Below are 13,718 nucleotides of genomic sequence, written 5' to 3' on the forward strand. Positions count from 1 at the left end.
GCGACCTTATCTGTTGCTCTGACGAAATCATCAGGAGACCCAGCCATGTTCCGCAAGCTTATATTGATGTCGGGTGCCGCGCTCCTCGCCGCGCCGGCGCTCGCCCAGACCGCGGCCCCGGCCGATGCGACCGCGGCGCCCGCCGCAGCCGCGACTCCGGGTGCGGGCGTCGTCGCCGGCGCCAAGGTCGTCGATACGGCCGGCGCCGATGTCGGCACGATCGAATCGATCGCCAACGGCACTGCCGTGCTCTCGACCGGCGCCGCCAAGGTTTCGGTCCCCGCGACCTCGTTCGCCAAGGGGCCGACCGCGCTCGTGTTCGGCATGACGAAGGCCGATATCGAGGCGAAGGTCGCGCAGGCGACCTCGGCGCCGGTGGAGATCACGGTCGGCGCGGTCGTCAGCGATCCGTCGGGCGCCAAGGTCGGCACGGTCAAGGAAGTCGCGGCCGATGGCGTGACGGTCGCGTCCGAGACGGCGATGGCCAAGCTGCCCAAGGCGAGCTTCGCCAAGGGCGCCAGCGGCCTCGTCATCGCGATGACGCCGGCACAGTTCGATGCGGCGGCCAAGGCGGCCGGCGGCACCAAGCCGACGCCCAGCGCTTCCTGATCCAGACCCGACCAAAAGGCAGGGGCGTCGCAGGAAACTGCGGCGCCCCGCTCGATTCACGCCGCTTGTCGGCCCGCGAGCCGATGTCTATAGGCGCCGCTCGGGGACGGGGGACAGGCCGGGTTTACCCCGGTGTGTCGGTTTGGAAGAGCGGCATGGCGAGTGTAGCGGGCGACGTGGACGGCCGGAACTCCGGCAACGATATCGATCTTCCGCGAGACTATCGGCCGTCGGCCGACGAGCCTTTCATGAATCCCCGACAGCAGGCCTATTTCCGCGCCAAGCTGCTCGACTGGAAGGAAGCGATCCTGCGCGAATCGCGCGAGACGCTCAACCAGCTGCAGGTGGAGCCGCTGCGCGAACCCGACGTCACCGATCGCGCCTCGAGCGAGACCGACTGGTCGATCGAGCTGCGCACGCGCGATCGCCAGCGCAAGCTCATCTCGAAGATCGATGCCGCGCTGCGCCGGATCGACGAGGGCGAATATGGCTATTGCGAAGTGAGCGGCGAGCCGATCTCGCTCGCCCGGCTCGAGGCGCGGCCCGTCGCGACGATGACGGTGGAGGCGCAGGAGCGCCACGAGCGCCAGGAAAAGGTCTCGCGCGACGATTGAATCGCGTCGACTGATCGCGCGGGCGGATTCGTCGCCGCGACGTTAACCGGATTTCAGTTCCCTTGCCCTAACCCTCCCCAGACGTGGATCGAAGGGCATGATGTGGACGCGCCAGTGAGTGGAGCAGACGCCGGAGGAGACGAGGAGGAGCGCTTCGCGCACCTTCGCGCCGCGCCGCGCGACAGCATGTTCCTGCTCGCGTCGATCCGGCGCGCCGGCGGGGCCGAGGTGCCGATCAAGGTCCGCAATCTTTCGCAGGGCGGGATGATGGCCGAATGCGCGATCAGCTTCTCGCGCGAGGAGGCGATCCTGATCGAGCTGCGCGGGATCGGCGAGGTCAGCGGCCGCGTCGCCTGGACGGCGGGCGGCAAGATCGGCGTCGCCTTCGATCGCGAGATCGATCCCAAGCTTGCGCGCAAGCCCGTCACGGGCAATCCCCAGCCGCAGTTGGTCAAGGCCTCCAAATCGATGTGGCGGCCCGGCCTGCGCTGAGCGGGGCGGAACGCTCGCGCGGTTCGCGCGCTTGGGGGGGCATGGAAAAGACAGATTTCTCGCGCGCCGCCGGTCTTGCCGGCCTCGGTCTTGCCGCCGGCCTTGCCGGGGCACTGCTCATGTCGCTCAGCCAAAGGGCCGAAATGGCGATCACCGATCGCGCGCCCTCGGCGACGCCGACAAAGGCGGTCGAGACGCTCGCGAGCATCGATTTGCCCGAATCGGACGAGCAGGCGCTGTCGACTCCCGTGCACCTCGCTTTCGGGACCGCGCTGGGCCTCGGCCTCGCGGCGATGGCGAAGCTGCCCGAGCCGGCGCGCGGCGGTTTGTTCTTCGCAGGCGCGTGGAGCGCGGGCAATGCGCTCGTCACCGGGCTCGGTCTGTCCGATCCGCCGACCAAGTGGGACGCGAAGAAGCTCGCGATCGATCTCGGCCATCACGCCGTCTATGCCGCGGGCGCGGCGGCGGCCTTCTTCGGGCTGCGTCGGCTGGCGCGACTCTAGCCATAGCAATGATTGCGTGACGGCGCGGCGCTCTTTATAGGCGCCGGCTCCGGCGGCCCGATGGGCCGCCTTTTGTCGTTTCCGGAGCCGTTTCCGCCTTTTCGCTGTCAGGAGTAACCGTCATGCCGATCACGCCGCTGATGCCCGTCTACCCGCGGTGCGACGTGCGTCCGGTGCGCGGCGAAGGCGCCTATCTGTATGGCGAGCGCGGCGAGCGCTATCTCGACATGGCGGCGGGCATCGCGGTCAACGTCCTCGGGCACGGCCATCCGGCGGTGGTCAAGGCGATCAGCGAGCAGGCGGCGACGCTGATGCACGTCTCGAACATCTACGGCATGCCGCTCGGCGAGACATTCGCGGCGGCCCTGCTCGCCAAGACGTTCGCCGACACGCTGTTCTTCACCAATTCGGGCGCCGAGGCGGTCGAATGCGCGATCAAGACCGCGCGCCGCTATCATTATGCCAACGGCAATCCCGAGCGGCACCGGATTATCACCTTCTCGAACGCCTTTCACGGGCGGACGCTGGGCGCGATCTCGGCGACCGACCAGCCGAAGATGCGCGACGGGTTCGAGCCGCTGCTGCCCGGCTTCACCGTGCTCAAGTTCAACGATCTCGAAGGCGCGAAGGCGGCGATCGGGCCGGATGCGGCCGGCTTCATGCTGGAGACGATCCAGGGCGAGGGCGGGATTCTTGCCGCCACGCCCGAATTCCTCACCGGACTGCGCGCTCTGTGCGACGAGCATGGCTTGCTGCTGATTCTCGACGAGGTCCAGTGCGGCTATGCGCGCACCGGCCGCTTCTTCGCCTACGAGCAATATGGGATCACGCCCGACATCATGGCGGTCGCCAAGGGCATCGGCGCGGGCTTCCCGCTCGGCGCCTGCCTCGCCACCGAGGAAGCCGCCAAGGGCATGACCTTCGGTACGCACGGCTCCACCTATGGCGGCAATCCGCTGGCGATGGCGGTGGGGCAGGCGGTGCTCGACATCGTCGGCACCGACGAATTCCTCGCGCAGGTGCGGGCGACGGGCGATCGTCTGCGCGGCGCGCTCGAGCAATTGCTCCCGAACCATGATCATGTCTTCCAGGAGGTGCGTGGGATCGGGCTGATGCTGGGCATCAAGCTGAAGCCGGGCGCCGAGGCGCGCAGCTTCGTCGCGCATCTGCGCGACGAACATGGCCTGCTGACGGTGGCGGGCGGCGACAATGTCGTCCGCATCCTGCCGCCGCTCAACATCGACGACAGCCATATCGCCGAATGTATCGAGAAGCTTTCCGCGGCCGCGCGGAGCTTCGCGGTGGCGGAGGCGGCGTAGCAACAAGGCCATTCACTCCGTTCGGTTCGAGCAGCTTCGAGCCTGCCGAGAAGCGACCGTCGAGAACTCTTCTCGACGGCGATCTCGACAAGCTCGATCTCTGCTCGAAGCAAACGGGGAGGGGAAAGTGAGAGCATGACCCGTTCCTTCCTCGATCTTGCCGATGCCGGCCCGGATGGCCTGCGCGCGATGCTGGCCGAGGCGCAGCGGCGCAAGGAGGCGCGCGTCGGCTGGCCGAAGGGGAAGGTCGATGCGGATGCGCCGCTCGCGGGCCACACGCTGGCGATGATCTTCGAGAAGAACAGCACGCGCACGCGCGTCTCGTTCGACATGGCGATGCGCCAGCTGGGTGGCTCGACGATCATCATGGAGGCGGGATCGACCCAGCTCGGCCGCGGCGAGACCGTGTCCGACACCGCCAAGGTGCTGTCGCGCTATATCGACGCGATCATGATCCGCACCGACGATCATGCCAAGGCGGTGGAACTCGCCGCCGAGGCGAGCGTGCCCGTCATCAACGGCCTGACCGACCGGAGCCATCCCTGCCAGATCATGGCCGATCTGCTGACCTTCATCGAGCGGCGCGGGCCGGTCGAGGGGAGCCGCTGGGCGTGGCTGGGCGACGGCAACAATGTGCTCCATTCGATCATCGAGGCGGGCAGCCTGCTCGGCTTCGACGTCGCCGCGGCGACGCCCGAGGGCTATGATCCCGATCCCGAGATCGTCGAGGCCGCGCGCCGCGTGGGCAACCGGCCGCCGATCCTGACCCGCGATCCGGACGAGGCGGTGGCGGGCGCAGATATCGTCGTCACCGATACGTGGATCTCGATGGGGCAGGACCATGCCGATCAGAAGCTGGCGGCGATGGGCCCCTATCAGGTGACCGAGCAGCTGATGCAGGGCGCCAAGGCGGACGGGCTGTTCCTCCACTGCCTGCCCGCGCATCGCGGCGAGGAGGTGGCCGACAGCGTCATCGACGGGCCGCGCTCGGCGATCTGGGACGAAGCGGAGAACCGGCTGCACGCGCAGAAGGCGATCCTGTTGTGGTGCTTCGGGAAGATCTGAGGGTGGCGGCATCCTCCCCTGAAAGGGGAGGTGGCGCGTCGAAGACGTGACGGAGGGGTCGCCGTCTCGCGCGGATCTACCCCTCCACCATCCTGGATGGTCCCCCTCCTTCCAGGGGAGGATGATGGGGTAGAAATTCCGCCCCTCCGCCCCGACATTCGCGCCATGTCCTCGTATCTCGATTCCGCCCTCGGCTTCACCTTGCCCGGCCGCCACGCGCGCGGCCGCGTCGCGCGGCTCGGCACCGTGCTCGACGAGGTGCTCGGCGCGCACGGCTATCCGGCCGCGATCGAGCGCGTGCTCGCCGAGGCGCTCGTGCTCGCCGCCTTGTTCGGATCGACGCTGAAGGATGCGACCGGGCAACTGACGCTGCAGGCGCAGACGCAGGGCGGGGTGATCGACCTGCTCGTCTGCGATTATCGCGGTGGGGTGATGCGCGGTTACATCCGCCACGATCCCGAGCGGCTGGGCGAGCTGCCCGCCGATCCCTCGCTCTTCGCCCTGTTCGGCAAGGGCTATCTGGCGATCACCTTCGATCAGACGATGACGAAGGAGCGCTATCAGGGGATCGTGCCGCTGGAAGGCGGATCACTGGCGCAGGCCGCCGAAAGCTATTTCGCGCAGTCGGAGCAGATACCGAGCCTCGTCCGCATCGGCGTCGCGCGCCTGCCCGACGGGCGCCACGTCGCGGGCGGGCTGCTGCTCCAGCATCTGCCCGAGGGCGAGGAAGGGCGCGACCGGATCCATACGCGGCTCGATCATCCCGAATGGGAACATGTCGCCGCGCTTGGCGGGACGGTGCAGGGCGAGGAGCTGACCGATCCGGCGCTGCCGCTCGAGACCTTGCTGTGGCGGCTGTTCAACGAGGACGAGGTGCGCGTGCTGCCGCCGGTGGCGCTGGCGCAGGGCTGCCGCTGCGATCCCGACCATATCCGTTCGGTGATCGAACGCTTCCCCGCCGACGAGCGCGCGGAGATGGCGGACGAGGCCGGGCTGATCCATGTCGACTGCGAATTCTGCGCGAGCCGCTACTCGATCGAGGCGGCGCTCGGCTGAGCGCATTCACGCATCATTTACCTTGTTGGGGGTAAGGACTGTTCCAGTGCCCCGGCACTGTCCTCCCTAGCGGGCGCAAGCCCGATACTGGGCCGCCCCGTCCCCCGGAGCGGCCCTTTTCTTTTTGGGGGATGCTCCCCTCCCTGGAAGGGAGGGTCGGGGGTGGGTCGGCCGGTGTGGCGCGAGCCGCTCCATGGTGACGCACCCACCCCTCAATCCCCTCCCTGCGTGCAGGGAGGGGAAGTGCTTCCTGCCACCTTTCCCGCCGCGCGCGGCGCCCCTATGTGGCGCGCATGAGCAGCCAATTCTCCCAGCCCGCAGAGAAAGCGGTCGTTCTTCTGTCCGGCGGCCTCGATTCGATGGTCGTCGCCGCGCTCGCGCGCGAGGCGGGGCGGTCGGTCTGCGCGCTGACGATCGACTATAACCAGCGCCACCGGGTCGAGCTGGACGCGGCCGCGCGCGTCGCGGCGATGATCGGGGTCGAGCGGCATATCGTCCTGCCCCTCGATTTGACCCGCTTCGGCGGATCGGCGCTGACCGCGGATATCGACGTGCCCAAGGACGGCGTCGGCAGCGACGGTGCGGGCGGCATCCCCGTTACCTATGTGCCCGCGCGCAACACGATCTTCCTGAGCCTGGCGCTGGGTTTCGCCGAATCGTGCGGTGCGCGCAGCATCTGGATCGGGGTCAATGCGCTCGATTATTCGGGCTATCCCGATTGCCGCCCCGAATTCGTCCGCGCCTTCCAGGATCTCGCCAATCTCGCAACCAAGGCGGGGGTCGAGGGCGATCGCTTCCGCGTCGAGACGCCTTTGCTGCACATGACCAAGGCCGATATCGCGAGCGAGGCGGCGCGGCTGGGGCTCGATGCCGCGATCAGCTGGTCCTGCTACGATCCGGTGCCGACGCCTGAGGGCGCGAAGGCGTGCGGGACGTGCGACGCGTGCCGGCTACGCGCCAAGGGCTTCGCGGAGGCCGGCCTGCCCGATCCGACGCTCTATGCAGGCGCGCCGCCGGCATGAGCTATGCGGTCAAGGAGATGTTCCTGACGCTGCAGGGCGAGGGACTGCAGGCGGGGCGGCGCGCGGTGTTCATCCGCTTCGCCGGCTGCAATCTGTGGTCGGGGCGCGAGGTGGATCGCGCCGACGCGCAATGCCGCTTCTGCGACACCGATTTCGTCGGCGTGGACGGCGAGGGCGGTGGCCGCTTCGCCGATGCCGACGCGCTGGCCGACCGCGCGGCGGCATTCTGGGCCGAGGGGCTGACGGCGCCCGAGGCGCGGCCCTTCGCGGTCATCACCGGCGGCGAGCCGACCTTGCAGCTCGATGGCGAGGCGATCGCCGCGCTGAAGGCGCGCGGCTTCGAGATCGCGATCGAGACGAACGGGACAAACCCGGTGCCGGAGGGCGTCGACTGGATCTGCGTCAGCCCGAAGGCGGGCACGGTGATCGTCCAGACTGCGGGCGACGAACTCAAGCTCGTCTGGCCGCAGGCGGATGTCGACCTGCGCGCGCTGGAGGGCTGGGACTTCACGCATCGGCTCGTCCAGCCGATGGATGGCGTGGGGCTCGGCGATACGCAGGCGGCATGCATCGATTTCGTGCTCGCCAATCCGCGCTGGCGGCTCTCGCTGCAGAACCACAAGATGATCGGGGTGCGCTGACGATAGCGCGATACATACTCTCTCCGTTCGCTTCGAGCGAAGATCGAGCCCGGTCGAGATCGAAGTCGAGAAGTCCTCGACGGACGCTTCTCGACTTCGCTCGAAGCTGCTCGAACCGAACGAGGTTAGATACGCCTCAGCAGGCGATCGCCTTGCCCTTCTTGTTGACGCAGCCGAGCGAGGGCATCGGCATGACGATGCTGTTCGTCCCGTAAGCGAAGACCATGTCGCCCGCGGGCGAGAGGCTGTTGCGGAATTCGCGCATCCGCGCGGTCGCCAGCGACATCAGCTCGCCGCGCTTGAGCGCGAGCGCCTCGCGGCCGATCGACGAGGCGGTCTCGCAGAATTCGAGTTGGCCGTGGAAGGTCGAGAAGCCATTATAGGTGCGCGTCGAGAACTGATCGATCCCGGTCTGCCACGCCTTTGGGCTGGTGCGTTTGAAATAGCCGAGCAGGATCGCATAATTGCTGGCGAGCTCGGTCACGTGATTGCGGAGCAAGGCGTTGTAATTGCTGACCGTGAGCAGCGAGGGCTGGAACTGGCACTGGAGCGCGGCCACGTTCAGCCCGGCGCGCAGGCCCCAGAGCAGATTGGCCTTCACCTCCTTGGGCGTCGCCCCCGGCAGCGCGACCAGCAGGCCCGGCTCGTCGCCATTGACCGGCTCGCCCTTCAGCTGCGGCGATCGCCAGAACAGATAGGCCGAGGCCGGCTGCGCGACCGAGACCGTGACGAGACAGGCCGTCATCACAGCCGGAATCGCGCTTTTCCAAACCCTTGCCATCAAGCCTTCTCCCAAACGCGACTTAAACAGGGTTGCGGTGCGCGCGGCAAGCGTCCCGTGCGGGGCTGCCTGCGCGCGGGCGGCGAGACGTGTCGTCCGTCCGCCCGAAAATCCGGAGCCGGAATCAAAAGGGCTGCCGGTGTGACCCGACAGCCCGATCAATCTTGGTCCGAGAACGGACTTACATCATGTTCGAGCCGTTGCCCATTTCCATGCCCGACATGTCGTTCATCGTGCCCTCTTCAGGCGCCATGGTGTTCATGTCGGTCACGGTCGTGTTCTCGGTGATGTTCGTGTTCTCGGTCTTGCCGCAGGCCGAAACGGCCAGCGCGGCGCCGGCGATCAGGGCGACAGCCGTGGTCTTCTTGATGATCGTGCGCATAGTCCAGACTCCCTAGTGTGATTTGGCCCGGGCTTAGGCTGCCATTTTCCAAATCGGTCGTGATCCTAGCAGAAAGCCCCGTCGTCTCAAGAGTCTACCGCACCTGCGATAAACTCCACAGAAAGTTGGGGAATTCGGCCTGGAGAGCGTTATCGAGGCTTTTCATGTCCGTGGCCACACCCAGACGTTCGAGGCTCGTCACGCCATGTTCGGCGATGCCGCATGGCACGATCGCGCCGAAATGTGCCAGATCCGGCGCGACGTTGATCGAGAAACCGTGGAGCGTCACCCAGCGGCGGACGCGCACGCCGATCGCCGCGACCTTCGCCTCGCCTCCGGTCGGCTCATCGACCCAGATGCCGATCCGTCCCTCGGCGGTGCGCGCCGCAACGCCGAGCCGGCCGAGCGCGGCGATGATCCATTGCTCGAGCTTGGCGACATAGCAGCGCACGTCGCGGCCGCGCGCATCGAGATCCAGCATCACATAGCCGACGCGCTGGCCGGGCCCGTGATAGGTGTGGCGCCCGCCCCGGCCCGAGCGGTGGACCGGGAAGAGATCGGGCGAGAGCAGCTCCTCGGGCGGGGCGCTGGTGCCGGCGGTGATGAGCGGGGGATGTTCGAGCAGCCAGACGAGTTCGGCAGCGCCGCCTTCGCGGATTGCCGCCGCGCGCGCCTCCATCTCGGCGACCGCGCCCGCATAATCGGTCAGACCGGGGCTGATCCGCCAATCGACGGCGGCGCCGGGGGGCGGGCCGGACGGGTGCGGGGCGGGGGAGGCGCAGGCTAGCATCTCGCCGATGTGTGGCGCCGGATCGCGGCTGGCAAGCCGCGGGGTGCGACGGCATCGTGCAAATGCTCGCTTTTCGATGCGAATCGCGGCAGGAGCGGCGCGTGCAGACAATTTCGATCGAGCAGGGCTTGCGCGCGCTCCAGCGCTTCGTCCTCGCAGAATGGCGGCTGGCGTTGCCCGTCGCGCTGGCGTTTCTCGCCTTGCCGCCGTTTATCGTCGGGCTGATCGTCGCGCCCCTGCTGCGCGACGTGCCCGCGACGATGAGCGCGATGCGCGCGCTCGGCCAGTCGATGCCCGCCTGGGTGACGCCGCTGATGCTCGCCGCGGTGCTGATCGCGGTCGTCGGCGCGCTGGCGCTGATGGCGCTGATGCTGCTTCCGCGGATCAGCGTCGGCGAGGCGATCGCGACCGCGGTCCGGCGCCTGCCGGCGTGGATCGGCGCGAGCCTGATCGCCTTCGCCATATTGTTCGCGGTGCTGATCGTGATCGGCCTGCTCGTCGGCTCGCTGCAATCGGGGCCGTGGCTGCTGATCGTGGCGACGCTCGTCGGAATGGTGTTGACCGGCCTGTATCTCGTTCTGATCATGCCGCTGCTTATCGACAAGGCGCTCGGGCCGATCGCGGCCCTCCAGCAGGGCTTCTTCCTGTATCGCGGGCAGCTCGTGCGGCTGCTGGGCGGGCTGGTGATGTTCCTCGTCGGCGCGTGGATCGTGGCGACCGCGATCCAGGTCGCGCTCGGTTCGGTGCTGTTGCTGATCGGTCGCATGGCCGGGCAGATCGAGCTGGCGGCGACGCTCGTCACCCTGCTCGGCGCGCTCGTTTCCGCGCTCGAATGGGGCGCCTTCTACCTGCTCGTCGCCTGCTTCTATCGTCAGCGCGTCGGCCGCGGCTGATCCAGCACCGGCGCGTGCGGCCCCGCCTCGCGCGGGAGCACGCCCAGCAGGCGCGGATCGGCGAAGATCTCCACCGCCCGCGCGAAAGCGACAAAGCCCTGACGTTGATAGAAATTCAGCGCGGACGGATGATCGAGCGTGCAGGTATGGACCCAGACGCGGCCGATCCCCGGCCGCCACGCGCGCGCCAGCGTCTCGGCCATCAGCCAGCGGCCATGGCCCTTGCCCGAAAGCTCGGTGATCAGCCCGAAGAAGCCGATCTCGCATTCGCCCGCGACGCGGAAGTCGAGCTCCAGTATGCCGATCTCGATCCCCGCGCGATCGGTGACGGCATAGACCTCCACGGCCGGGTCATCGATGATCGCGGTGAGCGCTGCATCGTCGAGCAACAGCCGCGAGAACCACAGCCAGGGTGTGCCGATACGGGTGAAGAGCGTCCGGTAGCGCTCCGGCGGCGGGCTCGCCCAGCGAACGAGCCGGAAGGGCGAAGCGGGGAGCGGCCTGGGCTTCGGCCGCTCGCGCATCTCCAGCGAGGTCACGATCGCGGCGAGTTCGCCGTCGGCGACCGGGGTCAGCGCCACGGGGCTATTCCCACGTTGCGACAGGGGGCAGGCTCATCAGGATCGCGTCGATATTGCCGCCGGTCTTGAGCCCGAACAACGTGCCCCGATCATAGACGAGATTGAACTCGGCATAGCGGCCCCGATAGGCGAGCAACGCCGCGCGATCGGCTTCGCTCGGCGCCTCGTCCATCCGCCGGCGCACGATTCGCGGGAAGGCGTCGAGGAACGCTTCGCCGACCGCGCGGACGAAGGCGAAGTTGGTCTCGAAATCGCCTTCGAGATGATCGAAGAAGATGCCGCCGACGCCGCGATGCACCTTGCGATGCGGGATCCAGAAATAATCCTCGGCCCATTTGGCGAAGCGCGGATAGTCGCCCGGCTCCGGATGCGCCTCGCAGGCGGCGCGCAGGGTCGCGTGGAAATCCTCGGTATCCTCGGCGCGGGGCAGCGGCGGATTGAGATCGGCGCCGCCGCCGAACCAGCGTTTGGTCGTGTTAAGGAAGCGGCAGTTCATGTGCACCGCGGGCACGTGCGGGTTGGCCATATGCGCGACGAGGCTGATGCCGGTCGCGAAGAAGCGCGGATCGTCGGCGGCGCCGTGGATCGTCTTGCCGAACTCGCCTTCCAGATGGCCGCCGACGGTGGAGACGTTGACGCCGACCTTCTCGAACACGCGTCCCTTCATCACGCCGCGCACGCCGCCGCCGCCGGGGCTGCCGTCGGGCTCGATCCGGTCCCACGGCACATAATCGAAGGCGGCGTCGCTGCCCGCCTCGCGCTCGATCGCCTCGAAGGCGGCGCAGATCCGGTCGCGAAGCGCCTCGAACCAGTCGCGCGCGCTTTGCTGTTCGGGGTCGAGCGGCGAGGATGTGTTTTGCATGAAACGAGCGCTTGGCGTGCGTCTTTACGCCACGCAAGCGTTCGAATAGTTGCGAACCGCTCGCAATAGCGGGAAGGCGGTTGGCAAACCGGCAATCGCGCGTCTAGAGCGGGCACAACCGCGCCCTTATCAATAGGGCTGCGAGGGGGTTTAGCGCAGAGGTTTTCCGCGAATGGCGATGTCGCAAACGTCAGACGATCCGAACCAGCGTCCGCCGGTCATCGGCGAAGCGGAGGAAGCAGGCGTCGGCCCGCGTCGTCGCGATTTCCTCAATATCGCCGCGGTCAGCTTCGCCGGCGTCGGCGCGGTCGCGGTGGTTTATCCGCTGATCAACCAGATGAACCCGAGCGCGGACGTGCTGGCGCTCGCTGCGATCGAGATCGACATCTCGTCGATCGCGACCGGCCAGGCGATCAAGACGATGTGGCGCAAGCAGCCCGTCTTCATCCGCAACCTCACGCCGAAGGAAATCCAGGAGGCCGATGCGGTCCCGGTCGCCAGCCTCCGCGATCCGGCGACGCTCGCCGAGCGGACGAAGGAAGGCCACAAGAACTGGCTGATCACGCTCGGCGTGTGCACCCATCTCGGCTGCGTGCCGCTGGGCGCGGGCGAGGGCGAGACGCGCGGTGAATATGGCGGCTATTTCTGCCCGTGCCACGGCTCGGTCTACGATACCGCGGCGCGCATCCGCAAAGGGCCGGCTCCGCTGAACCTGCAGGTTCCCGAGTACAGCTTCAAATCCGACACCGTCGTCCAGATCGGCTGAGGTTAGACACGATGAGCTTTCCCTGGGCTGCCCAATACGAGCCGAAGAACCCGCTGATGAAGTGGGTCGACAGCCGCCTGCCGCTGCCGCGCCTGGTCTATAATGCGGTCGGCGCCGGCTATCCGGTGCCGCGCAACCTCAATTATTTCTGGAATTTCGGCGTCCTCGCCGGGCTCGCGCTCGCGATCCAGATCGTCACCGGCATCGTGCTGGCGATGCATTACGCGGCCAATGCCGACATCGCCTTCAACAGCGTCGAGAGCATCATGCGCGACGTCAATCAGGGCTGGCTGCTCCGCTACGCGCATATGAACGGCGCATCGATGTTCTTCATCGTCGTCTACATCCACATCTTCCGCGGCCTCTATTACGGATCGTACAAGGCCCCGCGCGAGATGGTGTGGCTGCTCGGCGTGGTCATCTTCCTGCTGATGATGGCGACCGCCTTCATGGGTTATGTGCTGCCGTGGGGCCAGATGAGCTTCTGGGGCGCGCAGGTCATCACCGGCTTCTTCTCGGCATTGCCGCTCGTCGGCGCGCCGATCCACACGTGGCTGCTGGGCGGCTTCGCGCCGGACAATGCCGCGCTCAACCGCTTCTTCTCGCTCCATTATCTGCTGCCGTTCGTGATCGCGGGCGTAATCATCCTCCACATCTGGGCGCTGCACATTCCGGGCTCGAACAACCCGACCGGCGTCGACGTGAAGGGGCCGCAGGATACGGTGCCGTTCCATCCTTATTACACCGCCAAGGACGGCTTCGGCGCGGGCGTGTTCTTCCTGCTGTTCGCCGCGCTCACCTTCTTCGCGCCGAACATGCTGGGCCATCCGGACAATTATATCCCGGCCAACCCGCTCTCGACGCCGGCGCACATCGTGCCCGAATGGTATTTCTGGCCTTTCTACGCGATCCTGCGCGCCTTCACGGTGAACTGGTTCTGGGTGCCGGCGAAGCTCTGGGGCGTCATCGCGATGTTCGGGGCGATCGCGCTCCTGTTCTTCCTGCCCTGGCTCGACAAGTCGCCGGTGCGCTCGGCCAATTACCGGCCGATGTACAAGGTCGCCTTCTGGATCCTCGTGGCCGACGTGCTCGTGCTCGGCTATATCGGCAAGAGCCCGGCGGAAGAGCCCTATGTCCGCATCGGTCAGTTCACCGCGGCCTATTATTTCGCGCACTTCCTGATCATCGTTCCGATCATCAACCTGTTCGAGGTGCCCAAGCCGCTGCCGAATTCCATCACGGAAGCCGTGCTGAAGGGCGAGACCGAAGAAGGCGCGCCGTATGGCGCCGAGACGCTGGCATCCGCCAGCGGCGCGCACTGAGCCAAGGGGGAATACGAACG

17 protein-coding genes are annotated in these 13,718 nt (G+C 67.3%); 12 read left to right on the forward strand and 5 right to left on the reverse strand.

Annotated elements, in window-relative coordinates:
- Positions 1–45 precede the first annotated feature (45 nt).
- From Q4F19_RS15165 to queE, 9 genes are all read left to right on the forward strand, one after another.
- The gene (locus Q4F19_RS15165) at positions 46–609 is read left to right on the forward strand and encodes a hypothetical protein (RefSeq protein WP_303544068.1); all 564 of its coding nucleotides are present in this window, start codon (positions 46–48) and stop codon (positions 607–609) included.
- A gap of 155 nt (positions 610–764) precedes the next feature.
- On the forward strand, positions 765–1,223 hold the full coding sequence (dksA, locus tag Q4F19_RS15170) for an RNA polymerase-binding protein DksA (RefSeq protein WP_303544071.1): 459 nt from the start codon (positions 765–767) through the stop codon (positions 1,221–1,223).
- 102 nt (positions 1,224–1,325) lie between these two features.
- Positions 1,326–1,715, forward strand: a complete 390-nt coding sequence (locus Q4F19_RS15175; RefSeq protein WP_303544074.1) for a PilZ domain-containing protein — start codon at positions 1,326–1,328, stop codon at positions 1,713–1,715.
- A 41-nt stretch (positions 1,716–1,756) separates the two neighbouring features.
- Complete coding sequence (locus tag Q4F19_RS15180; protein ID WP_303544077.1) at positions 1,757–2,218, forward strand: hypothetical protein; 462 nt, start codon at positions 1,757–1,759, stop codon at positions 2,216–2,218.
- A 122-nt stretch (positions 2,219–2,340) separates the two neighbouring features.
- Entirely contained in the window at positions 2,341–3,537 is a 1,197-nt protein-coding gene (locus Q4F19_RS15185; RefSeq protein WP_303544080.1) for an aspartate aminotransferase family protein, read from the forward strand.
- A gap of 135 nt (positions 3,538–3,672) precedes the next feature.
- Positions 3,673–4,602, forward strand: a complete 930-nt coding sequence (gene argF / locus Q4F19_RS15190) for an ornithine carbamoyltransferase (protein ID WP_303544082.1) — start codon at positions 3,673–3,675, stop codon at positions 4,600–4,602.
- Between the two features lie 165 nt (positions 4,603–4,767).
- Entirely contained in the window at positions 4,768–5,658 is an 891-nt protein-coding gene (hslO, locus tag Q4F19_RS15195) for an Hsp33 family molecular chaperone HslO (RefSeq protein ID WP_303544085.1), read from the forward strand.
- A gap of 293 nt (positions 5,659–5,951) precedes the next feature.
- Positions 5,952–6,680, forward strand: a complete 729-nt coding sequence (queC, locus tag Q4F19_RS15200) for a 7-cyano-7-deazaguanine synthase QueC (protein ID WP_303544089.1) — start codon at positions 5,952–5,954, stop codon at positions 6,678–6,680.
- Entirely contained in the window at positions 6,677–7,321 is a 645-nt protein-coding gene (gene queE / locus Q4F19_RS15205; protein ID WP_303544092.1) for a 7-carboxy-7-deazaguanine synthase, read from the forward strand. Before queC ends, queE begins: the two co-directional genes overlap by 4 nt.
- A gap of 136 nt (positions 7,322–7,457) precedes the next feature.
- Here the strand turns inward: queE and Q4F19_RS15210 are convergent, their stop codons facing one another.
- The 3 genes from Q4F19_RS15210 to lipB all read right to left on the reverse strand — a co-directional run bounded on the left by Q4F19_RS15210 (position 7,458) and on the right by lipB (position 9,274).
- Positions 7,458–8,066, reverse strand: a complete 609-nt coding sequence (locus Q4F19_RS15210; protein ID WP_303544095.1) for a hypothetical protein — start codon at positions 8,064–8,066, stop codon at positions 7,458–7,460.
- Between the two features lie 217 nt (positions 8,067–8,283).
- Positions 8,284–8,484, reverse strand: coding sequence for a hypothetical protein (locus Q4F19_RS15215; RefSeq protein ID WP_303544098.1), 201 nt, complete (start codon positions 8,482–8,484; stop codon positions 8,284–8,286).
- 94 nt (positions 8,485–8,578) lie between these two features.
- Positions 8,579–9,274, reverse strand: coding sequence for a lipoyl(octanoyl) transferase LipB (gene lipB / locus Q4F19_RS15220; protein ID WP_303544101.1), 696 nt, complete (start codon positions 9,272–9,274; stop codon positions 8,579–8,581).
- 101 nt (positions 9,275–9,375) lie between these two features.
- Here lipB and Q4F19_RS15225 point away from each other — a divergent pair, with 101 nt between their 5' ends.
- Positions 9,376–10,167, forward strand: coding sequence for a hypothetical protein (locus Q4F19_RS15225; RefSeq protein ID WP_303544104.1), 792 nt, complete (start codon positions 9,376–9,378; stop codon positions 10,165–10,167).
- Here Q4F19_RS15225 and Q4F19_RS15230 read toward each other — a convergent pair.
- A complete protein-coding gene (locus tag Q4F19_RS15230) occupies positions 10,146–10,748 on the reverse strand; it encodes a GNAT family N-acetyltransferase (protein ID WP_303544107.1) in 603 nt (200 codons plus the stop codon). The genes Q4F19_RS15225 and Q4F19_RS15230 overlap by 22 nt on opposite strands.
- Positions 10,749–10,752: 4 nt before the next feature.
- The gene (gene hemF, locus Q4F19_RS15235; RefSeq protein ID WP_303544110.1) at positions 10,753–11,610 is read right to left on the reverse strand and encodes an oxygen-dependent coproporphyrinogen oxidase; all 858 of its coding nucleotides are present in this window, start codon (positions 11,608–11,610) and stop codon (positions 10,753–10,755) included.
- A gap of 172 nt (positions 11,611–11,782) precedes the next feature.
- Between hemF and petA the strand changes: the two genes are divergently transcribed.
- Complete coding sequence (gene petA / locus Q4F19_RS15240; RefSeq protein ID WP_431312411.1) at positions 11,783–12,376, forward strand: ubiquinol-cytochrome c reductase iron-sulfur subunit; 594 nt, start codon at positions 11,783–11,785, stop codon at positions 12,374–12,376.
- Between the two features lie 11 nt (positions 12,377–12,387).
- Positions 12,388–13,698 (forward strand): cytochrome b, encoded by a 1,311-nt coding sequence (locus tag Q4F19_RS15245; RefSeq protein ID WP_303544113.1) that lies wholly within the window; start codon positions 12,388–12,390, stop codon positions 13,696–13,698.
- Positions 13,699–13,718: the final 20 nt, after the last annotated feature.

The organism is Sphingomonas natans (genome assembly GCF_030546695.1).
Classification (GTDB): domain Bacteria; phylum Pseudomonadota; class Alphaproteobacteria; order Sphingomonadales; family Sphingomonadaceae; genus Sphingomonas_I; species Sphingomonas_I natans.